The organism is Thermogemmatispora argillosa (assembly GCF_059696725.1).
In genome coordinates this window covers 5,046,402-5,069,040 of the sequence record NZ_AP019377.1, presented here as the reverse complement: position 1 = coordinate 5,069,040, position 22,639 = coordinate 5,046,402, and the positions used below count along the sequence as shown (strand labels likewise).

Sequence of the window (22,639 nt, the reverse complement as noted above, 5' to 3'; positions counted from 1 at the left end):
GCAGAGGAGGTAGAAGTCGATGGCCACGACTGAGAGCCATTCGCCTGTGTGGAGACCCGCGCCGCAGCCGCCCGCCCCCCCACGGCCCGGCTGGTTAGACCGTTTCCCTTCCGTTCTACGCCTGGCCTTCTGGCGTGCACGTAGCAACCGCGGCTTACTGGCAGCCGTCTGGCTGGGTATGCTGGTTGCCGTAATGATCGTGGCTGCAGGGCCGCTCTATTCAACAGTCGCTATGACGGCAGGCCTGCGGACAGTGCTGTTGGCAAGCCCGCAAAACCGCGCGGTGATCGTGCAGGCTACGACCCAGCAGATCAACGCTGCTCTGTTGGACAGCATCACTCGTTCCATCGATCAGGAGGTCCAGCAGTATCTTGGTCCCTATGTCGGGTCTTTGCATCTCTCGCTTGATGTCCCCTGGCAAAAGGTGATCGCGCGCGACGGTCGACGCCTGAATCCGGCGGTCGATGACCTGGCTCTTTTTACGCAGCCGATGAGCCAGGCCGCTCAGCATCTCACCCTGATAGAGGGGCGCCTGCCGCCAGCACTGACGCCGGCTCAGGCTCGGCGCCAGGTTACTCCTACTGGGGCGAGTCTGGCTATCGCCCTCAGTCAGCAGGAGGCCCAGCGCTGGCAGGTTCATGTCGGTGAAACCCTGGCTATTCAGCTTGTCTATAATTTTCCTGGGCTGCCCGGCAATGTCCCCTTTGAGCTGCGCCGCGTCCGTACGCTCACCCTTCAGGTTACAGGTATTTTTGCGAATCGCTATCACGGCCTCAGCCTGGATGAAGATCCTTTCTGGCGTCAGGAGGCTTTTCTGAGTGCGGATCACCAGGGGCTAGGCCTCAATGGTGAGGGGGCCGACTATACCGCGCTAGCCGATACCACTACGTTGATTACGGTGCTCGACAGTTTCTATCAGCAATTGCAGGACGAGAACAACCCTGTTCCCCTCACAATCCAACCAGTTCTTTGCTGGCTCTACGAGCTACAGCCAGCGCGGATCACGATCGACCAGCTCTCAGCGATTACCTCCGGTGTGCATAGCTTGCAGCTCGATGTGGCCAACCGTAGCTCCGAGGAGAGCCCTGATCCGCTGACGCAAGAGCCGTTTGTCATGGGTACGACGGCTTTTCTGCCCTCCGATATCCTCACCCAGTACCAGAGCCGCCTTGCGCTGGTGCGCATTCCGATTAGCGCTCTGCTGGTCCTCATTACGGCTTTGCTGCTCTTCTTTGTCAGCATGATCTCTCATTTGCTGGTTGATCGCCAGAGCGAAACGATCGCTGTGCTGCGCAGCCGAGGCCTGAGTCGCAGTCAGATCTTTGGGATGTTTGCTTTGCAGGGGCTGGTCTTGAGCATACTGGCCTTGCTGATAGGTCTCGTGGGCTCCGGTTTGCTGGTACAATGGCTGGCAGCTCGTCTGCTCCCAGGCAATAGCCCGAGTGTGTTGAGCCTGCTGGCCGAGGATTGGCGCGCGCTCCTGCCTGCCCTGGGCTGGCCAGCTTCGGTTACCGCGCTGGCTGGGCTGGCAGCCTTGCTTATGGCCCTGTGGCACCCTCTGCGCTCAACTATCGTCAGTTTGCGCCGAGAAACGGCCCGGACTTCTCAGCGGCCGCTCTGGCGCCGCCTCCATCTGGATATCGTGGCCCTGCTCCTGATGCTTGCCGGCTACGGCCTCTCTGCCTATTTTGTGAATAGTAATGTGCTCGATGCCCGCTTGCGCCTGCTCCTGCTCTCTCCCCTCTCCCTGCTCGGAGCAGTGTGCTTACTATTGGCAGCTATCCTGCTCTTTCTGCGTCTGTTGCCACAGTTGCTGACGCTGGCGAGCAAGCTGGCTGCCAGGAGGCGCGGCGCCGCTTCTCTTCTGGCAGTGGCTTATCTGGCGCGCGCTCCGCGGCAGTCGGCCCGTATGACCCTGCTGCTGACCCTGGCGACAGCCTTTGCTGTTTTTAGTCTGGTTTTTCTCAGTTCACAGACACAGCGGGCGATCGATGTTTCGGTCTATACGGTGGGAGCCGATTTCAGTGGGCCTCTGGCCTTTCCGGGACGCCTTGACGATCTGGCTGATCTGACTGCCGAATATCGCCATTTGCCAGGGGTGCTGGCGGCTTCGTTGGGTTTCGCCACGACAGGCCTCGCCGGCGGTGCGCTTCAGCTTCCTATTGCGCTGCGCGCTGTCGATAGTTCAACCTTCCCACAGGTGGCGCTCTGGCCGCGGCAAGGCTCCGACCCCGCATTGCCCACGTTGATGGCGCTTTTGCAGGCACGCCGTGACTGGGGGGAGGCGCATCATCTGGTACCGGCCATCATCGATGAGGCCGCCGCCCAATCGCTGCATCTCTCCAATGGCTCAAGTCTGGTTCTGACGGTGACGGTGACACCCGGTTCGCCACCGATCGAGACCTCTTTCGTCGTAGTCGGCCAGGTACAGGCCATTCCTACTGTGCTCTCCAGTCCGCAGGGGAATGCAGCCAACGAGGTTCCTGCTGGTGGGGTGCTGGTCGACTATCAGACCTACGCGGCCGTCTTTGAAGGTCCGGCCCTGGCTGCCGGTAGCGATCTGCTGCCGCTCAATTATGTGTGGCTGCGTACTTCGGAGGACGCGCCCGCTCTGCTGCGTTTGCGTTCTCTGCTAACCAACAGCGATGTAGAGCTGACCCAGGTCTTTGATCGCCGCGCTCTGTTGGAGGAGCTGCGCTACGAGCCACTCTATCTGGATCTTCTGGGGATTTTGACCTGCGGTGTGATCTCGGCTCTCGTGCTCGCCTTCGTGGGGAACCTGTTGGCTTCCTGGCAGAGCACGCGTAGTCGACTGCTGCAGTTCGCTGTCCTTCGCGCTCTGGGCAGCAGTAGGCGCCAGCTTGCAGCCGTGCTCGCCTGGGAGCAAGGTCTCATCTACCTGGGAGCAATCGTCTTGGGAACGTTCTTCGGCTTTGTGCTTGCCTGGTTAGTGGTGCCGGCTCTGATCTTCACTGGGGCCCCGAGCAGCGGACCAGGTAGCGATCCCTCTGGCACGGCGCTTTATGTCTCGCAGCGCGTACCTGCAGTCCAGCTAGTTTTTCCGCCTGCGCTGTTAGCGCTGCTCGCAGGATTGGTCATGATCTGTCTGCTCGCGCTGGTCATAACTGTGAGCCTGGTGACGCGTCTGACGGTGGCTCGTACCTTGCGCTTGAACGAGGATTAGAATCGCAGTCGCCCTCCACTGGTGAGTAGGCTCAAGCCAGAACGGAAGAAAGGAAATCTGGAGGCGAGACGAGAGCGGCAATGGTGCCTTGTCTCGTCTCGCGCTCACACTGCGTTTTCGTTGGCGCCCGTTTTCTTCCGCCTGCTTTACTCGTCACTTCCCTGCTGGCGTGAGGCCACGACCGGCGGAGTTTCGCCCGCGTTGGCGCTGCCAGCCTCGATGTCGTGGATATAGCGCCGGCCACGTAGCAGCGATGCGACAGCGGCCACCAGGCAGAGCACGAGCGAGAGGTAGAAGACCGAGCGTAGGCCAACCATGAACGGGGAGGCGATCAGATTGGGAAAGAACATCTTCCCCAGTAAATGGGCGCGCTGCGCCGGTGCAATGTGCTGCAAGACTGCCGGTGGCAGCAAGGTGGCCATCGGGTTGTAGCCCAGGAAGGCGGCAAAGAGGGCCGAGGTAGGTGGCAGATGGGCGATTTTCTCCGCTACAGCAGCAGGCACGCCAGCAGCGGTCAGGCCCGAGGAGAGCGCTGGGGGGAGGGCCGTGGCCAGACCAATCGTGACCACACTAAAGAAGATGCCAATACTCATGACTGTGGCCGAGTTCTGGAAGGTCGAGCGCATGCCCGAGGCCACGCCGCGCCTGTCCGCCGGCACGCTGTTCATAATGGCTGTCGTATTTGGGGCGGCAAACATTCCTTGCCCAATGCCCATCAGCAGCAGAATCAGCGCGAACCAGATATAATTGAAGTTGGCAGGCAGGAACGTCAAGAGCAGAAAGCCAAGCGCCTGGATAACCATGCCCAGCGTTGAGAAGAGACGAGCCCCAAAGCGGTCGGATAACCAGCCACTCAGGGGACCAAAGGCGATGAAGCCGATCATGAGGGGCAGCATATAGATGCCGGCCCAGAGCGGTGTTTCTTCAAAGCTGTAGCCATGCAGCGGCAGCCAGATACCCTGCAACCAGATGATCAACATGAACTGCAGGCCGCCACGCGCAATGCTGGCCAGCAGACTGCTCAGGTTGCCCGCGGTGAACATGCGGATCTTGAACAGGTCCAGGCGGAACATGGGATCGCTGACATGCAGCTCAACAAAGACGAAGGCCACCAGCAAGATGATCCCTACTACAATGGCTAGAATGACCAGGGGATTGGTCCAGCCCATCGGCTGATTGCCGTAAGGTTCGAGGCCGTAGGTGATGCCAATGAGCAAGATGGTTAGGCCGAGCGCAAAGGTAATGTTGCCCAGCCAGTCGATCTTTTGATGGCCGCGAATGGTTGCTGTCTCGCGCAGCATCCAGTAGGCCCAGACCGTCCCGAACAGCCCAAAAGGCACACTGACGAGAAAGACCACTCGCCAATCGATGGTGGCGAGAATGCCTCCTAGAATGAGGCCAATGATGGAGCCGAGTATCGAGGCGATCTGGTTGATGCCCATCGCCATGCCCCGCTGATGCGGCGGAAAGGCGTCGGTTAGAATAGCTGTGCTATTGGCAAACAGGAAGCCGCCTCCAACGCCCTGGATCAGGCGAAAGATGATCAGTTCCAGGGCCGCTGTGTTGCCTTTGCCCGGCGTCAAAAAGAGCAGAATGCTCCCTAGAGTGAAGATGGCAAATCCCAGGTTGTACATGCGGACGCGCCCGAACATGTCGGAGATGCGTCCAAGGGTCACCAGAAGGGTAGCTGTGACTACCATGTAGCCCAGCAGCAGCCAGAGGAAATAGTTGGTCTCCCCAGGCGCCAGCGGATTGATGCCGATTCCGGTGAAAATCGCCGGGAGGGCAATTAGTAGAATACTCGAGTTGATGGTGGCCATCAACATACCGAGCGTGGTATTGGAGAGGGCTATCCACTTGTAGTGTGGGCTGAGCTGGGGCCGCTCTGTGCTTACTCGAACTTGTTGCTGTAACGTCTCGCTCCGTGCCATACCGCTATCGCTCACCTTCTTCCTGATATAGACTCTCTTCTTACGCGTTAATATATTTCACTTCATGAATAAATCGATTAGAGAAAAAGGCCGCTGGGGGCTGCTCGCCAGCCCGGCAGGCCAATCCACGCCTGGCTCAATGGTTTAGCGCACCGCCCTAGCGCCTTTGTGGGCTGCCTATTGGATTTGACAGGCCTCTCAAGAGGATCTTGCGTCCCACCCACCCCCTCGGCGTAGGAGGCTCCTGCCTGCTGTCTCATCTGGCGCTGGTCTGGTATGGTGGGCGCAGGTCGCCAGGGCGCCCACTGTAGGGGGGCAGGCCTGCCCCTGGCCCAAGCTCTTGCTCAGGCACACCCAGGCGGCGCGCTTTGCGCTCCAGTGCCAGCACGATCAGATCAACGACGCTATCCAGATCGAGTACATCGGTATTCAGCACCAGATCATAGAGATGGGCATCGGCGGGATGGCGCCGATACTCGCTCTGGAGATAGCGCTCACGATCATGGTCTTTGCTCTGGATACGCGAGCGGGCCGCATGTTCATCAAGGCCTTCGCGGCGCATGACGTAAGGAATGCGCCTTTCTAGCGAGGCGACTATGCGCACATGCAGGACATCGCGTCGATCGCCTAGCACAACCTGGGCCCCACGTCCCACGATGACGACGTGCCCAACGGCGAAGGCTCCTTTGATGACGCGATTGACGGCTTCACGGTATTCTTCAGGATTGGTAAAGAGCGCCACCGGCGTGCTCTCGTCATAGATGGCCGGATAGACCGCCGGCGCAATGCCTTGCATGCTGGTGAGGATGCGCGAGAGCAAACTCTCAACGTGCTCATCGCGCGCTGCTGCTTCTTCTTCGCTGACTCCTAGCTCCCGCGCTACCTGAACCACAACTTCATGATCCACTAGATGCCAGCCAAGCCGCTCAGCCAATCTTTTGGCAATTTCACCGCCACCGCTGCCATATTCGCGCGAGATGGTCACAGCTCTCATCTGGTTAATGATGCCAGCTTCTCCACTCATAGCCTGCCTCCTTGACCTGGCCGCTGCGCCGACGCTGCCCTCGCACCAGCACTCGAAAGCGACCAGCCTTAATTTGATATTCAAATTATCTCACTAACCAACTATACTACATTCAAACTAAATGATCAAGGTCAGCGGGGAGAGCGATTCCTGCAGATAAGGAGTGTGACAGCAAGGGGGAACGGGTAAGGGAGATCAGTGCAGTGGTCTCTTGACCCCAGCCAGGCAAAGGCGAGGGAGATTAAGCCCGGCTAGAGCGGGAAGGCCTGTCTGTCTGCCTGCAGGAGGAGGGCCGGGACCATACCATCTTAGCGTTGAGCAGGCGCTCTTTGGCCTCCTTAGCTGTTATCTTTCCCCTCTGTCTTGGGCACCATCGCGGTGTTGCCGAGCCGCCTTGTGTTCTGCGCGCTCGTTTGCTGCTGAGTGCAGGCCTTGCAGAGCCGCGGCGCCCAGTGTGTTACACAGAAGTTGGCATGATTGTTGCTCTTACTGAAGCGTGTCAGGGAGGCAAGAGGTAGCCACCCTTGAGGTCGCCGCTCGGAGCTGAGAGCGGCTTGGGCCGTTGATGTCAGTCAGAGACGACCGTTTGACCTATTAAAGCCGAGCAAGCAAAGGAGAAACGCTATGGGCAGTACGATGCATGATGCGATCTCTCCCCATTCTGTGGCCTGGCACGCTGCCCGGTTCTTACGTGGCAGACGCTCTGGCTTGCTAGCGTTGTTGCTGGTCTGGGCGCTGCTTTTTGCCGGGGGTCCTCATCAGGTGCAGGCGGCAGGCACTGCCCCCAATGGGCCAGGTTACTCCTCGATCTGGGCCCCATCGAATAAGGCTTTTTTGGGCACCGCTGCCAATACCGTCAGCGATGTCTGGTTCACCGGCTTCAACGGTATCATCAGCGAGGTCTTTTTCCCAACCGCCGATACTGCTAACACTACCGATCTGCAGTTCCTCATTGGCGACAGTGGCCATACCTGGGTTGATGAGGAGAAGGTCGCTACCACTTCCAGTGTCCAGCTCTATAATGCGCATTCGCTGGCCTGGCAGGTTACAAATACCGCTAAGAGCGGGCGCTACCGCATTACTAAGATTATTTATACTGATCCCGCCCGCAATTCGCTGATTCAGCAGGTCACCTTTACCGCTCTCAGCGGGACGCTGGCTAATTATCTGCTCTATGTCCTCTATAATCCAGCCATCCACAATGCCGGCAACAACAATACCAGCTCAACTCAGAGCTATAACGGGCGGACGATGCTGGTGACGACCGATAGTTCCGGCAACTATGCCAGCGCGCTGGCCGCCTCAATTCCCTATGTCTCAGGTATGACCAGCTCAGGCTTTGTGGGCGTTAACGATGGCTGGACCGATTTGAAGGCCTCCAGCAACTGTGGTAGCACCAGTTGTCCTGACTATACGATGACTTATACGTATAGCCTGGCTAGTAATGGCAACACCGCCCAGATGGGTTTGCTCGATCTCTCGAACGGCGGCAGCATCAATACGAGTACGGCTACTTCGCTCACTTTCAATCTGGTGCTCTCCTTCGGTCAGACCAGCGGGAGTACGTCAGCGACTACAGTCGCCGAGCAGACGCTCAATGCGACCCTGAGTGATACGTCGAATATGCTGGCGACCTACGTAGCCCAGTGGAATAGCTTCGATAATAGTCTCACAAGTCCGCCAGCGGTGGGCAGTTCGACAGCCATCCAGCAGGCCCGGCAGCAAGAGTACTACTTAGCGGCCAATGTGCTGAAGGCCTCTCAGGATAAGCAGACGGGGGCCTTTGTGGCCGGCCTGGGCGTACCCTGGGGCGACACGAACGGCGATAGCGATGCTGGCTATCATCTGGTCTGGGAACGCGATATGTACAAGATCGCCAGTGCTTTGATCGTAGCTGGCGATCGTGCTGATGCCCTGCGCGCTGTCCAGTGGGCCTTTAATACCCAGCAGCAGTCAGACGGTCACTTCCCTCAGAATAGCTATGTCAACGGGACGCCCTATTGGAATGGTATCCAGATGGATGAGCAGGCTTTCCCGATTATCCTGGCCTGGAAGCTGGGAGTGACCGATAATAGTACGTTCGTGAATCATATCAAGAAGGCCGCCGACTATATCCTGAACAATGGCCCGCGTACCGGCCAGGAGCGTTGGGAAGAGAACGCCGGCTATAGTCCTTCGACGATCGCCGCTGAGATTGCCGGCCTGCTCTGCGCCGCCGACATCGCCCGCATCAACGGCGATACGACCGATCAGACACGCTATACCAATGCTGCCGATTACTATCAGGGGATGGTGCAAAACTGGACGTTCACGACGACTGGCCCGCTGGGAGGAGGCTACTACTTCGAGCGTATCGACGGTAATGGCAATCCTAACGATGGCGCGTCTCTGACGATTGCCAACGGCGGCGGCACCTACGATGAGCGGACAATCGTCGATGCCGGCTTCTTGGAGCTGGTGCGCCTGGGGGTTATGCCAGCCGATTCGCCCTATATTACGCTCTCGCTGCCGGTGGTCGACGCCACTCTTAAAGAGACGATCAATGGCTATCCCTACTGGTTCCGCTACAACCACGATGGCTATGGCGAGCATAGCGATGGCTCGAACTATAACGGTACGGGAATTGGCCGCCTGTGGCCGGTGCTCACTGCGGAGCGCGGTATCTATACCGTGGCCGCAGGGGGCGACGCCGATCTCTACTTGAGCGCGTTGATGGCGGCGGCCAATTCATCAGGGATGATTCCCGAACAGATCTGGGATGTGGCCGCTCCCAGTGGCTATACTCCCGGGACACCGACTAAGTCGATGAATCCGCTCAACTGGGCGATGGGCGAGTATATTGTGCTGCTCTTCTCGCAGGCCAATCACCGCGTGATGGATCTGCCTTCCATCACTTACAGTCGTTATGTGACGAATGCCTATCAACCGCATAGCGGCTGGGTGGTCGACTACGATCCCAACCAGCTTCATCCAGGTAAGGCCCTGACGATCTACTATAACGGCTGGCTGGCCTCACATACCCATGTCTATATCCGCTGGGGAGAGAATGGCTGGCAGCATATTCCGCCCGATGCCGCCCTGGTAAAGCGCAACGATGGGTTCTGGCAGGTGACGATTAGCGTGCCAACCGACGCTACCCAGATCAATTTCGCTTTCCATGACGATGCTAATAACTGGGACAACAATGGAGGCGGGAACTGGAATGTACCCATCACCGCTTGAAGGCCAGAACCGGCCCGAGGGCATTGGCCGCGTGGTCAGTCAGCAGCTCGCTCTCTTGGCTGCGCTCTACTCTGGCTAGCTCAGGGTTATCTGCTCGCTCAGACAGAGGCGGCTGCGCCTGATTGGAGAGGGCTATCTATCCCAGAATTTTCCCCCTTCCCCAACGAGCACAGTTGGCCCTGGTAGGGAAGGGCTGAGGGACCGGCGCCCACGTCTTGCCTACATTTTCCCTCACCCTTCCCTCCTCTTTCCTTTCGCTTCCCTATTAATGCAGCTCCGCTGGTGACTGTCCAAAGGGTTGAAACTGGATAGGGAGAGCCGAAGTGCGAGCGTTGGCCGTCTGGTGCCTGGGAAGCTGAGTACGGCGACGCCCAAGCTAGGGAGCGAGCAGATAGGGACGCATCATCTCGTTATCTTCGTGATCGAGGATGTGACAGTGCCAGACATAGCCCGGCCCGCGGGTAGGGTCAAAGGGGTAGAGATTCTGGCCCGGCCTGACACCATCGACCGGCGTTGTGATCGGCGCCCAGCGCACTACCAGGCGTGTGACCTGGCCTGGGTAGGCCCTGATAGTATCTTTCCATCCGTTCTCACCCGGCTCAGGCAGGCTCAGCGGGCCGCGCAAATATGGGGTGATATCGGGATTGCCTCCCAGAGCGCCGGCAGCGTTCGGGCGACTATAGGGCAATGGAGGACCGTAGCCCGGAATAAAAACCCCCGGTGGATACTGTATCGGCCCCCAGGAACCGTCTGATCGGAGGCCGTTATAGGTCCCGCCAGGAAAGAGTGAGTCGTAATGCGCTCGATAGCCGTCGACATCCAGCGCCTGGCGATTGAGTAGCTGGAACTGAACAAGATGAATGTGGATAGGATGAGCATCCTCCGTGAGATTGGCGATCTCCCAAATCTCGGTTGCCCCAACGCGCGGAAGCTCGGTCAAGTAAAAGCCTTGCCCCTGCCTATCGAGGTGCGCTCCCGAAACTGGCTCCTGGCTCCCTTCGCGTACGCCACTCCACTTGGTATTGTTGAGCAGCACCTCAACAGGCCCGCCTGGTCCCTCGACCTCTACAAGCACCAGCAACCTCTTGGCCTCCGGTTTGACACCAGCGGCCAGTGTCCCTGTTGTAGGGTTGGCCAGACGCACAATAGCGGGTGGTCGATTGAGCCATCCTCGCAGAGGCAGACCGTGGGCCGGATCGTAGGTCGTGTCGGGTTCCTTCAGAGGCCATGCGACCCGGATTTGCATGACCCGCCCAGTGGTGGCCGGATCAGGCGGGTCACCGTCGGGAAAAGGAGCTGGCGCACTGTTGGTCAAAAGCAAGGTGCGACCAGCATAGGGCGCAAAGTCGATGAGTACATCGGCGCGCTCGCCCGGAGCCAGCAAGAGCGCCGGAGACGCCGGGTCTTGAGGATCATTGAGCTTTACTGGCCTATCTAGCAGCCCCCCATCGGTTCCAATCTGCCAGAAGATCGGCCCCGGCTCCTCAGTTCTGGCCTCTATCAGGCGCATCTGGAAAAATCGAGCATTAGATGCATTTAGGAAGCGAAAACGATAGCGCCGTGGCTCCACATTGAGATACGGCCAGGCCTTGCCGTTGACGACAATGACATCGCCAAAGAACTCGGGTATCCAATAGGGATGGATTGAGGGATTGGGCGGTGGTCCGTTCAGGCCTGTAGGCTGATCAGGGGGTGTTCCATCGGGAAAGAGTAACTGGCCACGCGTGTCGAACTGGCGATCCTGGATCATCAGTTCGATCTCGTGAGCGCCAGCCGGCAGGCCAAGGGGATTGTTTGGCTGCCCTGTATCATAGGCATCACGGATCAGATAAAAAGCCGCCAACCCAGAGAAAAGTGTCAGCCGGGTGACCCCCAAGGTGTGATCATGAAACCACAGCGTTGTCGCCGGTTGCTGGTTGGGATACCAATAGACTGCAGCATTTGGGGCTGTCGGCAGGTAAGTACTGTAGCCCTTGCCATGTCGGCCATCGGCGGTAAACCAGGCTTCAGGGGCCCCATCGAAGGCAGAAGAGTTTTCTCCTCCGTGGAGATGGACCACCACCGGAAAGGCCCCGACAAACGGTTCCATCGATCCCATCTGCTCTTGTGGATCAGCCCAGTGAATGGTCTGATCAACGGTGAGCAGCGGCAAGAGCTTCGATTGCTCCGCCAACGGCAGCGCATTGACATAGGTTACCACCATTGGGACCCCGTGGCGCGCCTCGACTGTGTAACCAGGGTAGTGCGGTGGACGCCCATCTACCTGATAGCCCCAGACATAGGTTCCGGCGTTGAATGGCGGGCGAAGGCGGGCATAGAGACTGGCTGGTAAAATGCGCTGCTGAAATTCGACGATGCGTACTTGAAAATGCGAGCCGCTGACCCGGGCACCAGCAAAAGTGGGCAGCGGTTCAACAAACTGGGGGATCTCGGCCCCTGGCAAGGGTGTTTGGGCAACCCGCACCGAAGCGGAGACGCGCGAAGCCATCGAGAGCGAGAGCGGCAGCAAGCTCCCGAGACCCAGGACAGCCCCCATCTTAAGTAGCTGCCTGCGAGTCGTCATAGCCGATGCTCCTTTCCAAAGGACGTGTCGATGGCAAGTTCTTTGCAAGACGCACTACAGGGGATTGCTGTACAAATACACAACAGGAGTGTATAGGCCTGCAGCCTCCCTCAACCTGCTCAAAGAGGATAGGAACACATCGAGCAGTAGCTAGGAGCGGGACAGGCAGACTGATGTCTTGGGGGCCAGGAGAGCTGGCCAGTCTTGTATGTCCTCTACAAGGCCAGCTTCCAGAGGACGGCCACGCCGCTGAACGTGAAGAGCTGTTGTCTTGCTTCTTTCTGGCTTCTCTGTTCTCTCGGGGATAGTCTTGCGAATTCCTTTCCGCTTGGTGGCATGCTATGGTGAGGATGACACAATAGCTACGACTTCTGCCCACTGGGTAGACAAGCTTTTGACGCCTTCCAAGGCAGATCAGCCAGGAAGCTCATCCTTGCTTTCCCTGACTGACCCCGGTCCGTCCAGAGAGTCTGAGGTCCGCAGACCCTCTAATGAGAGGATAAGAAAGAGGGTCGCCTGCTGTCAAGGAGTACTGCTTATGCAGAGAACTGTCAGACACGATCTCCCTGGCACGCTATGCCCTTCTCGTAAGCGAAAATGAGTCAGACATAGTTCCTGCCTCGCTCCAGCCGCTCAAAAGATGTTCCCTTCTCTTCACGAGCCTTCCCGGAGCAATAGCCATAAATGGCTATCCCCCCAAAAAGGAGCAACACCGCACGCCATTGCCCTCTGCAGTGAGCGGAGAACACTGCTCCTCTGATAGAAGCATACCTGGCAGCAACAACTAGTCTGGCTGGGAGCCTGGCCCGGTTCCGCCTGCCGCTTTGCGCCAACGCCCAAGTTTCCCCTCTACCACTAAGGTCCCCAACACTTCCATAATGATCCGCCCAGCAAGCAGGGCCGTGAGATCAGCGACATCATAGGGTGGGGCGACCTCCACCAGCTCCATACCCCGGAGACCTTCACGCGCTGCCAGACGTACCATTCTGAAGACCTCACGTGGCAGCAGTCCCCCCGGCTCGGGGGTCCCTGTCCCGGGCGCAAAGGCCGGGTCCACAACATCGATATCGAAGGAGAGCCAGACCGCGCTTGCCCCTTTCCAGGCCACCTCTAGCGCATACTCCATTACGCGCTCAATGCCGTAGTGCTCAATGTCATCCAGGGTGATCACCGTCACTTGCCGCTCATAGGCCAGGCGCATGCCTTTCTTGGAGCCGGTCCAGCCGCCGATCCCGATCTGCACAAGGTTGGTTGGGGGCACATTGGGCAGAGCTGTAGCATGAAAGAAAGGCGAAGCATGCATGCGCTCGTCGTAGGTGCGCGCACTGAGGTCACTATGCCGATCGAAGTGGATTACGCCTAATTTGCCATCGACGTGCGGAGCGACCCCGCGTATGGTGGCATAGCCGATGGAGTGATCGCCGCCAAGGACAACGGGAAAGGCTCCACGTTTAACGATATAGCTGAGAGCAGACGTGATCTGATCAAAGCTCTTTTCGATGTTGGCGGGAATGACCTGAATATCGCCGGCATCGACCATCACAAGGGACTCATGGAGATCAACGCCACGCTCGGGATTGTAGCCATAGCTGAGGGCGGAAGCGCGTCGAATGGCGGCCGGACCAAAGCGGGCCCCTGGACGGCAGGTGGTACCGCTATCCAAGGGGGCACCCACAAAGACGACATCCTGCCCCCCAAGCTGCTGCATATCTCGCAGAAAAGGCACCTGCAGAAAAGTAGCCTCCCCTGTTCCCCCGCCCAGTGTCCACGGCTCGCGTCGAAAGAGCGTGAGGCTGCGATCCTCAATGCTGGCCGCTGCCTCCAGCCCGCAGCCCCGTGCCTGCTCACGCCTTAAAGCGACCTCCGACTCTGCGCTGTGCTGAGCCTGCCAGCGCATGGCCCATGTCCCTCGCAGGTCTTCTCTCTGCAGTCTCTGAGACGCTTTTGATGATCCAGCGCCGTGGTTGTTACCGCTCTCCACCAACTGAATGCCATCCTTTCCTTAAACCAAATTGTCAAGTGATCAAGCAATCGATCTATAAGGACCGAGCGCTATCAAGAGCCAGCGCTGCATTGCAGGCAGCAGCGCCGGTCTGACTGGCCCGCTCTCGTTGTACCACTCTCTATCTGGCTACTGTAGAGCAGGCCGCCAGATCGGCGCTTACGGGGCAGTACGCCAGGCCAAGGCGCGTACTGGAGAGCCATCCAGGCCGCGCAACGGCAAGGGTAGGAAGGAACAGTGATAGACGACCCCGCTGGCTAACCGGTCCAGGCGCGTCAGATTTTCGACAATGAGCACGTCATTGCCAAGCAAGGTGGCGTGGGCATGCTGAGTACCCTGGACGCTGGAATCAACGCTGAGGGCATCGATCCCTACAAGCGAAGCTCCGGCCTCAACAAGCAGGCGTGCAGCCTCTAGAGAGAGATAAGGGTGACGCAAGTAGCGCTCACTCTTCCAATAGAGGTCCCAGCCAGTACGCAGCAGCGCCGCTCCGCCCGCTGGTAGCGCCTTCAAATGAGGCCGGAGCGCCTCCGCCTCGATCGATGTATCTTCTCCACATCCCTCCAGGGGGATCACAATACCCGTCAGCAGGAAGCGCTCAGGAGGGTACTGCGTAATGGTCTTACCCTCCGGTATGAGATGCGAAGCAGCGTCAATATGCGTGCCGGTATGTGTCCCAAGCAAGAGACGCGACACCTGCCAGGGAGGTTCAATCTCCACCGGCTCAATGCGCGGCTCAGGATCACCAGGGAAAATCGTCATCCCCTGCTCTATCGCGTGAGAAAGGTCGATAAACTGCATCAGGCTGACCTTTCCCTCCTTTCGCATGCCAGTTGCTGATTGCCGTTCCTCACTACTTGGCGACCTGGACGGCTCCCGCTTCCTTGCCCTTCGCCTGCTCGCGCTCAGGCCGAGCGGCTCTCATCTTCTGGAGCAACCAGCTCAACCGCCTGCGAGAGGGACTGACGGAGATCTTGCAGTACCTCCTCTGACACGCCTGGCCAACGGCGAAGCAGATAGCGCGTCTGGGTTCTGCCGACCACGATGCGCGTCACATCGGCCACCGCCTGGAAGCCAGCAACCTCGATGCCGCGCCGCGAGGCATAATTACTGGCATCCGCCCCGATCCAAAGGCGGCGCAGCCCCTGCTGTTGTAATACCCTTGCTATGTAGATAAGCAGTGCCGGATAGAGCCGCTGGCCACGGTATGGCGGCAGGGTGGCGCAATCCCAAATATAGGCTCTCCCCGCACTGAGGCGAATGCTGAGTCCCAACTCACCGATCTCTTCTTGATCAAAGGAGACCCAGCCATACGAGGCCAGGACCTTTCCGTCCCCCAGGTAGGCGGCGTAACATTGACGCCCACGCGCGAAGCGCTCTAAGACAGCAGCCCTGGCTACTCCCATTGCTGCCGCCAGCTCCTCCGCGCGCTCCGGGCCAACACGCTGCAGTTCGGCTGGCAACCGGGCCGGCGAGCTGGTTATGATCGGGCGATCAAGATCGAGGACCCAAAACGTCCCTGTGTGCTGCACCTCAGAAGCAGACGCGTGACTCATCGCGTGCGCGCCTCCGCTCCCTCTTCCACTAGCGATGGCGCGCGTCGCTGACTGAGTTCGGCAATCGCCTCAGCTAAATGCTCCTCTTGAATATTGTACGCTCCTGCAGCTATACGTAGCTTATGGGCCGTCGCCAATACATCAGCAATGGTATAGCCCTGCGGCGGCTCGAACTTATAGCAAGCCATCTCCAATAGCTGCCCGTTCGGATCGCGGAAGTAGATCGAATCCATAAAGCCGCGATCGATGTTGCCTGTGTTCCAGATGCCGCGTTCGTTGAGGCGCTGAGCGATCTGGTTATAGGTGGCTCGCGAGACCGTGAAGGCCAAATGGTGCAGATTGCCAACGCCTTCAGGGTTGGGCGTCGGATCATTGGCACGGTCCGGTCGGACAAAGAACGTGATCAGGCGCCCATCTCCAGCGTCAAAGTAGAGATGGGTTTCCTCCGGCACATCAAGATTGGGCTGCTCCATAATGAGGGGCATGCCTAGAAAGTCCCGGTAAAACTCAATGATGGCCTCGCGGTTCGAGCCGACAAAGGTGATATGGTGCACTCCTTGTACTTGAATCTTTGCCATGTCTCTCTTTCCCTGACTAGCGCAATCTCGTCTTAGCTACTGGCTTGCTATATTATTTTCTCACATACAAAGATGACTTGCGAGGTTAACTATGTCAGCTTAGCCGCTGCCCTCTTGTTTGGCCAGAGTCTTCAAGCCCAGCCGGCTCTGAGCAGAGCACACGCCTCGGACAGAAAAGCAGGGTAGCCGCAGCATAGTCCTTGCTCAGGTAAGTCAGCCTCGCTCTGCTGAGATCCTCGTCTACTGCGGTGGCGATCTCGCGACCAGAGAGAGCACAAGCCCTGTCCATGTAACATACCCAGGACCATTGAGGGCGTCAGTTAGAGGAGCGTCTAGCTCTCCAGAGAGAGCAGACAGGAGCAAACAGGTGACTGTCCTTATCGCCGTTGAGGAATGCTATGCAGCTCGCGTGTGATGCCAGCCTCTGCGCCTTGACTGCTCGCTGAGCAGTGGTGCGCTTTGGCTATCACCCCACAGGCACTTTCTTACACGGAGAGCCACGGACAAAGCAACCAAGGCAAGCCGCGCGCGGAAAGCCCCGCCGCTCTCGCTCGGGCCAACACGAGATGCAGCTAGTGGCCATCCGCGCGCGTTTGGCAAGCTGCCATTACTTAGCATAGGCCCCGACTGTCAACGCAGCGTCATTGCTCGGCCAGACTTAAAATGTCGCCGCGAGAGGCAGCTGGGCCAGCTCGCCCCGTGCTTGATATTGCTCTAATACCCGCTGAGCCTCTCGCAGGATACCAGCCGCTTGCTCTCGCTGCGCAATCGATCCCGCTCGCCACGCAGCCCGGACCCGCAGAACCTGGATACGTGCTCGCTCTAGCGCTAGCTCTAGCGCCTCTGCCTCCTTCTCTAGCTCGCCAAAGCGCTGCTCAGCCTCTTCCCACAAACCACTTTCCGCGAGATACCAGGCCCAAAGAGCCGCAGCCCGGATGGCCAGCAGACGACGCTGCTGTTCCCGAGCCGTGGCCAGAGCAACTTCGAGATAGGGGACTGCCGTGGAAGGCTGAGAGCGGAGGAGCCAGATCTCAGCCAGCCAGAGCTGCAGGCGCGTCCGCAGATGGTGATAGCCATGATCATCGATGAGTGCGAGGGCCTCCTCCAACAGGGCGGTTGCTTCTTCTAGGCGCCCTTCACTACGCGCGCATAGAGCCAGGCCTGCCCGATAGCCGGCCTGCCGTTCGAGATTGCCAAGGTCTTCAGCCAGGTCCAACCCCTGACTAAAGACCTCCTTTGCAGCCTGCCACTCTCCCAGGTAAAGATGGAGCTCCCCCTGTGTACTGGAAAGATGGAGCAATGCTCCCAGTAGCTCATACGTCTCAGCTATGCGGCGTCCCTCGGCCAAAGACCTTTTCGCTTCCTCAACCTCTCCCAGGAGCAATCGATGATATGCATCGTTATTATATGATAAAGCCAGAAAATAATAGTTATGTGCCTTGCGAGCGATTTCAGCAGACTCTCTATAGAAGCGCAGGGCCTGACGCAAATTGCCATACTGAGCCGCAATATTCCCTAGCTCAAAGAGGGTGGCGCAGAGATCGCTCAGATTACCAGATTGACGTAGAGCGCGCGCCGCCTCGCAGAGATGCGTCTCAGCCGCAGCGAGGTTGCTGCCTTCCATAGCCAGCGCCGCCCCCAGCAGGCGCTGACCGGCGGCCATCAGTGGCGTTCGCTTGCTCTCTTCGGGGGGATCAGGGACCGCTAACCCGGCTTCAGCGCAGGCGATAGCTTCCCGGTAATCGTTCATAATGAGCGCCAGCTCCCCCAGCTCGAAATAGGCGCTTTTCCAGGCTACCCGATCATCAAGCTGGCGCGCCAGCATCAAATAGCGGCGGTACCAGCCAGCCGCCTGCTGGAGCTGCCCCAGCGCGCGGTAGACCTGCCCCAAGGCTGCTGTCAGGCGTAGCTCCTCCTCCAAAGCCGCCGCCGGCGCTATCAGATCATAGAGCTGCTGTAAGAAAAGGGCCGCCTCAGTACTCACATTTTCACGTACCAGCTCATCCAACATCTGGAGTCCATAGCGGCGGGCGCGCTCGCTATCGCCCCCCCTCACGGCATGCAAGGCAATCTGCCGCCGCGAAACATCTGGCTGCAGCGCAGGACAGCGCTCCAACATCGCCGCCAGCTCGCGATGAATCTGCTCTGCCCGCACCTGGCTGAGGCGATGCATTACCGCTTCGCGCAAGAGCGCATGCGAGAGACCATAGCAGCGGGGGGCGGCTTCAACGAGCAGACCGCGCCAGAGGAGTTGCTCAATCACAGACATGATATGGATATTACGCATCTCAGGCATAGCTTGCAGGAGCGGCACGGGCACTGGCTGATTGGCCACAGCCAGGACCTCCAGCAACATGCGGGCCTCGGCATCAAGATCAATCAAACGCCAGAGCACCAAATCGTAAGCGGTCTCAGGGAGAGCGTGCATGGCCCGCCAGCGTAGCCAGCGTCGCACATCCAGTCGTAGCCCTCCCTCACTCTCGGAGAGCACCTCATCGGCCTGAAGCTGGCGTAGCAGTTCCAACAAGACAAACGGACTCCCCCCCGAGCGCTCATACAACCAAGAAGGGAAGGTTGAAGCCGCCGGCAAGGTCACAATGCGCAGAGACTGAACCAGAGCAGTGACAGCCTCCTGTGTCAGGGGCCCCAGTCCCAGCACCTGGACATACCCATGCCGACGTCCAAGAGTTAGCAAGCGCTGCAAGGCCGGCACCAGCTCAATCGAGGAGCTGGTACCAATGAGCAGCACGGGGAGCTGATGGACACGCACAGCGAGAAAACCAAAAAGCTGCAAAGTTGAGCTATTGGCCCAATGGAGGTCATCAATCGCTAAAAGCAGTGGAGCTGTGCGCGCCAGGGAGCGCAGTGTCTGCCAGAGCGACCACATGAAGCGCCCCTGGCCTTCTGGCAAAGCGTTGCCGAGAGGAGGCGAGACTGCTGTTAGTGTATCGGAGAGAGGATCTAGCCCTAGTCCCTGAAGGGCCTCCAAAAAAGGACCATAGGCCAGCAACTCATCAAATGGCGAACAGGCCCCGCGCAGAACAATCCAACCTTCAGAGAGCGCTTCAAGGCGTACCACCAATTCATCTAACAAGCGTGTCTTGCCACTGCCATCCTCGCCCTGGATCAGGACCGTCGCCCCCTGGCCAGTCGCCGCCACCTGTCTGGCCAGCTTCAGCAGATGGCCAAGCGGCTCCTCACGCCCCACAAAAGGCCACGCCTGTCCTCCAGGTCCAGATCGTCCTCCCCCTGTCTGGCCAGCCTGAACCCCTCCACAGCGACCAGTCCCCCGATGTTTCGTCAATACCTCCCGCATGCGCTCCTGCAGATCAGCAGGGGGCGAGAGGCCCAGCTCTTGCTGTAAGAGCTTCTCATATTGAGCATACTGGAGCCATGCCCGTCCGACAGAGTTAGAGCGCAGATACAGGTCAATCAGGCGCCGCTGATCAGCCTCAGAGAAAGGATCTTCCTGGATCAGGCGCTGCAGATAGGCGATGGCCTCCTCCCAGCGCCCTTCTTGCTCGGCAAAGGTCGCCAGGCGACGCAACGCCGCCAGGTAGCTCTGGCTGAGGGCCGCTTCTTCTGCCTGCAGCCACTCGTCGAAGAGGGGCGCCCCACTGAGCGTAAAGCCCTGCAGTAGGCGCCCACGATAGAGCTGAACCGCTTCTGATAGGGCTTGCTCGCTTCCCTGTTGTATGAGACGCCGAAAGCAGCGCAGGTCGCAGATCAGCCAATCTTCAGCCAGCGAGACATATGGACCATCTACGACCAGGGCCTCAGCTACGCCATGAGATTGAAGTGTACGGCGAATCACATAAAGATTTGAGCGCAGCGAATGACGGGCATTATCTTCAGGCACATCACTCCACAATAGGGCAGCCAGGTGCTCACGTGGTTGAGGGCTTTCAGAGGCCGCTAGATAGTAGAGGAGCGCCTGCGCCTTCTGGTGATGCAAAACCAGCGGGGCCCCAGCGATACGGACCTCGGGCACCCCAAGGAGTCGGAAAAACAATCGCCCGGAAGACATGCTCATAGCCGCGCACTGCCGCTTGTTACTTGCGATGATCCCTCCACTGCACTGCGAAAACCAACGTCTTTTTAACTCTATCCCTATCCCTTTGCGTTTGCAAGAGCATTCCTACGGTCTTCTCTCAGAGCCAAGCTAGCAGAGCGCTTGCTGCGCTCGCTCTGCTGCCTGAAGTCAGCCGCCCTGCTCCGTCGCCCGCTCTCCCTTATTAGGCAGTGGAAGGGATAACGCGGTCTTTACTTGACTGGAAGAGGCAACACCATATCTTTTTCCAGACCAACATCTCATCAGCACATCTGACAACTACACTTCTTGCATAAGTCAAAATACAGGGTGTGTCCTTATCCTTTCTTCGTCTCAACAGAAGACAAAGATGGAACAAAAACAGCATGTGTAGTATATATACTCTGGGAAGACAGTTCATATATTATGGTATAGGAGCAATAAAATACAAAAGAAGAGATGGTTCCTCAGAAAATCTGGAACCAATTAGAAGATTTTTTTGCAGCAAAGAGAGCATCGCCAGCATGGGGACATTGAAAGAGATGGCCTATCTTGCACGTAGCGGACCACTCCCACGCCTTCCCTCGCTAAGGTATGTCCCGGTGCGCTATCGTCGCTGGCTGCCTCTCTCTGTGGCTAAACGCTACCAGTGCCTGGTGATCGGCGCCGCCCAGGGTGTTGCTACCGTGGCCCTGGCGCACTCGGGCGACGCAGCTTTCTACGCTCTCCTTGAAGAACTCACCGCCTGCACGGTCTTCCCCGTGCTTGTCCCGCCATCGGCGCTGCGCCTGGCGATTAAACGCCTCGAACGCGACCGGCGCCGCCCCAGCTTGAGTATGCGCCCCACGTATTTTCTGCATCCCTATCAGATCAGGACCCTGTCGCAGCTTTCACTCCTTTCATAAAAGGCAAAGGAGAGGGATGCTCGCCTCATTCGTATCTCCAGACATCACCGCATTTCAACCAGCATAAGCATCAGGCAAAAACCTGCGGGTGCTATTGTGCTTCTTGACAAGAGGCAGATAAGGTAGTCATCCACCCATCGACAGACTGTTATACAGGCAATCGGGGGCTGGTCGCAACACGGCTATTTCAGGAGGCAGGCTTTTTATGCGCATACCACTCGTGGACCTACAGGCGCAGTACCAGACAATCAAGGAAGAGATCCACGCTGCCCTGGATGAGGTTCTGCACGATATGGAGCTGTTCCTTGGGCCGCATACTTCCGCTTTCGAGGAGGCTTTTGCCTCTTACTGTGGCTGTCGCTACGGTATCGGCGTCTCATCGGGCACCGACGCCTTGACACTGGCCTTGCGCGCCTGCGGCGTCGGTCCAGGCGATGAAGTGATCACGGTGGCCAACACTTTCGTGGCGACTGTTGAGGCAATCACCCAGGTCGGAGCCAGACCAGTCTTTGTGGATATTGATCCCCAGACCTATACAATCGATCCCGGGCAGGTTAGTGCGGCCCTAACTCCTCGTACCCGGGCGCTGTTACCGGTGCATCTCTATGGCCACCCTGCTGAAATGGAGCCGCTGCTCGCTCTTGCCCGCCGGGCGGGCCTGCGCATTATCGAGGACGCCTCGCAGGCCCACGGCGCCACATATCAGGGTCGCCGCGTTGGCAGCCTGGGCGATATCGGCTGTTTCAGTCTCTACTGCAGTAAGAATCTAGGCGCCTATGGCGAGGCCGGCATTTGCGTGACCAATGATGCTGCCTTGGCCGAGCGCTTGCGCATGTTACGCGATCATGGCTCTCGTGTCCGCTATCATCACGAGCTGCTAGGAACTAACGCCCGCCTCGATGAGCTGCAGGCCGCCATCCTGCTCGTGAAATTGCGTTATCTGGAGCGCTGGAACGCTGCCCGTCAGGCCCATGCTCGCTTCTACAGCGAGCACTTGCGCGCAGTGGTTGCTGCCCTGCCTACAGTACGCTCCTGGGCTACCCATGTCTATTGCTACTATGTGATCCAGGTTGAGGAGCGCGAACAGCTTCGGCACCTCTTACAGGAGGCAGGCATCAGCACGGGTATTCACTACCCGATCCCTCTGCACCTCCAGCCCGCCTGCGCCTATCTCGGCTATCAGCGTGGCTCCCTTCCTCAGACTGAGGCTTGTGCCGCGCGCATTCTGTCGCTACCCATGTACCCCGAACTCTCAGAGGAACAGCTGACCTATATCGTGGAGACGGTGAGCAGAAGCCTGGCCAGGTGCTCGCCCGCCCTTGATTGATCTTGTTCCACTCGCCTGCTTGCTTTGCTATCAGGCCAAAAACCGCGAGACGGCGATCGTCAGGCCCTTGCGGTAGGCCCGTGCGGAGGATCTGGGCGGCCAGGCAGTTGGGTAGGCCCGCCACTCAAGGGGCCTGTGCCACCTGGCCTGTTTGCCGGTGGGCGCCTCTCTTCGGCTCTGACCAGCTTATAAGCGGCAAAGCGCATAGCTCAACTGCTTCTGGCAACACCTGGCAGCGCCCTGACCCTTTGTAGCTTGTCATCTGCTTTTTGACATAGTAGAGCTTTGGCAACGAAAATGGATACGGAAGAGGTAGA

12 protein-coding genes are annotated in these 22,639 nt (G+C 58.5%); 4 read left to right on the top strand and 8 right to left on the bottom strand.

All coding sequences use genetic code 11. The annotated features are described in order from the left end of the window. The first annotated feature begins 19 nt into the window (after positions 1–19). Positions 20–3,184, top strand: a complete 3,165-nt coding sequence (locus AC6H1L_RS19780; protein WP_497599173.1) for an FtsX-like permease family protein — start codon at positions 20–22, stop codon at positions 3,182–3,184. A 146-nt stretch (positions 3,185–3,330) separates the two neighbouring features. On the opposite strand, the gene AC6H1L_RS19775 is transcribed toward AC6H1L_RS19780, so the two are convergent. Together AC6H1L_RS19775 and AC6H1L_RS19770 are read right to left on the bottom strand one after the other, a co-directional pair. Continuing rightward, the gene (locus AC6H1L_RS19775) at positions 3,331–5,115 is read right to left on the bottom strand and encodes an MFS transporter (RefSeq protein WP_497599172.1); all 1,785 of its coding nucleotides are present in this window, start codon (positions 5,113–5,115) and stop codon (positions 3,331–3,333) included. Between the two features lie 256 nt (positions 5,116–5,371). Beyond that, positions 5,372–6,139, bottom strand: coding sequence for a cytidylate kinase-like family protein (locus tag AC6H1L_RS19770; protein ID WP_497599171.1), 768 nt, complete (start codon positions 6,137–6,139; stop codon positions 5,372–5,374). 624 nt (positions 6,140–6,763) lie between these two features. Here AC6H1L_RS19770 and AC6H1L_RS19765 point away from each other — a divergent pair. Next, the gene (locus AC6H1L_RS19765; RefSeq protein WP_497599170.1) at positions 6,764–9,361 is read left to right on the top strand and encodes a glycoside hydrolase family 15 protein; all 2,598 of its coding nucleotides are present in this window, start codon (positions 6,764–6,766) and stop codon (positions 9,359–9,361) included. Between the two features lie 376 nt (positions 9,362–9,737). On the opposite strand, the gene AC6H1L_RS19760 is transcribed toward AC6H1L_RS19765, so the two are convergent. The 6 genes from AC6H1L_RS19760 to AC6H1L_RS19735 form a co-directional block, all read right to left on the bottom strand. Further along, positions 9,738–11,924 (bottom strand): multicopper oxidase family protein, encoded by a 2,187-nt coding sequence (locus AC6H1L_RS19760; protein WP_497599169.1) that lies wholly within the window; start codon positions 11,922–11,924, stop codon positions 9,738–9,740. A 784-nt stretch (positions 11,925–12,708) separates the two neighbouring features. Beyond that, positions 12,709–13,821, bottom strand: coding sequence for an agmatinase (speB, locus tag AC6H1L_RS19755; RefSeq protein WP_497599168.1), 1,113 nt, complete (start codon positions 13,819–13,821; stop codon positions 12,709–12,711). 264 nt (positions 13,822–14,085) lie between these two features. Next, entirely contained in the window at positions 14,086–14,754 is a 669-nt protein-coding gene (locus AC6H1L_RS19750) for a cyclase family protein (protein ID WP_497599167.1), read from the bottom strand. Positions 14,755–14,831: 77 nt separating this feature from the next. Continuing rightward, the gene (locus tag AC6H1L_RS19745) at positions 14,832–15,482 is read right to left on the bottom strand and encodes a GNAT family N-acetyltransferase (RefSeq protein WP_497599166.1); all 651 of its coding nucleotides are present in this window, start codon (positions 15,480–15,482) and stop codon (positions 14,832–14,834) included. Next, positions 15,479–16,060, bottom strand: a complete 582-nt coding sequence (locus AC6H1L_RS19740) for a VOC family protein (protein ID WP_497599165.1) — start codon at positions 16,058–16,060, stop codon at positions 15,479–15,481. The genes AC6H1L_RS19745 and AC6H1L_RS19740 overlap by 4 nt, the downstream gene beginning before the upstream one ends. A 658-nt stretch (positions 16,061–16,718) precedes the next feature. Continuing rightward, complete coding sequence (locus AC6H1L_RS19735; protein ID WP_497599164.1) at positions 16,719–20,093, bottom strand: ATP-binding protein; 3,375 nt, start codon at positions 20,091–20,093, stop codon at positions 16,719–16,721. A gap of 521 nt (positions 20,094–20,614) precedes the next feature. On the opposite strand from AC6H1L_RS19735, the gene AC6H1L_RS19730 reads away from it, so the two are divergent. Together AC6H1L_RS19730 and AC6H1L_RS19725 are read left to right on the top strand one after the other, a co-directional pair. Then, a complete protein-coding gene (locus AC6H1L_RS19730) occupies positions 20,615–20,995 on the top strand; it encodes a GspE/PulE/PilB domain-containing protein (RefSeq protein ID WP_497599163.1) in 381 nt (126 codons plus the stop codon). A gap of 205 nt (positions 20,996–21,200) precedes the next feature. Further along, entirely contained in the window at positions 21,201–22,322 is a 1,122-nt protein-coding gene (locus tag AC6H1L_RS19725) for a DegT/DnrJ/EryC1/StrS family aminotransferase (protein ID WP_497599162.1), read from the top strand. The last annotated feature ends 317 nt before the right edge of the window (positions 22,323–22,639 follow it).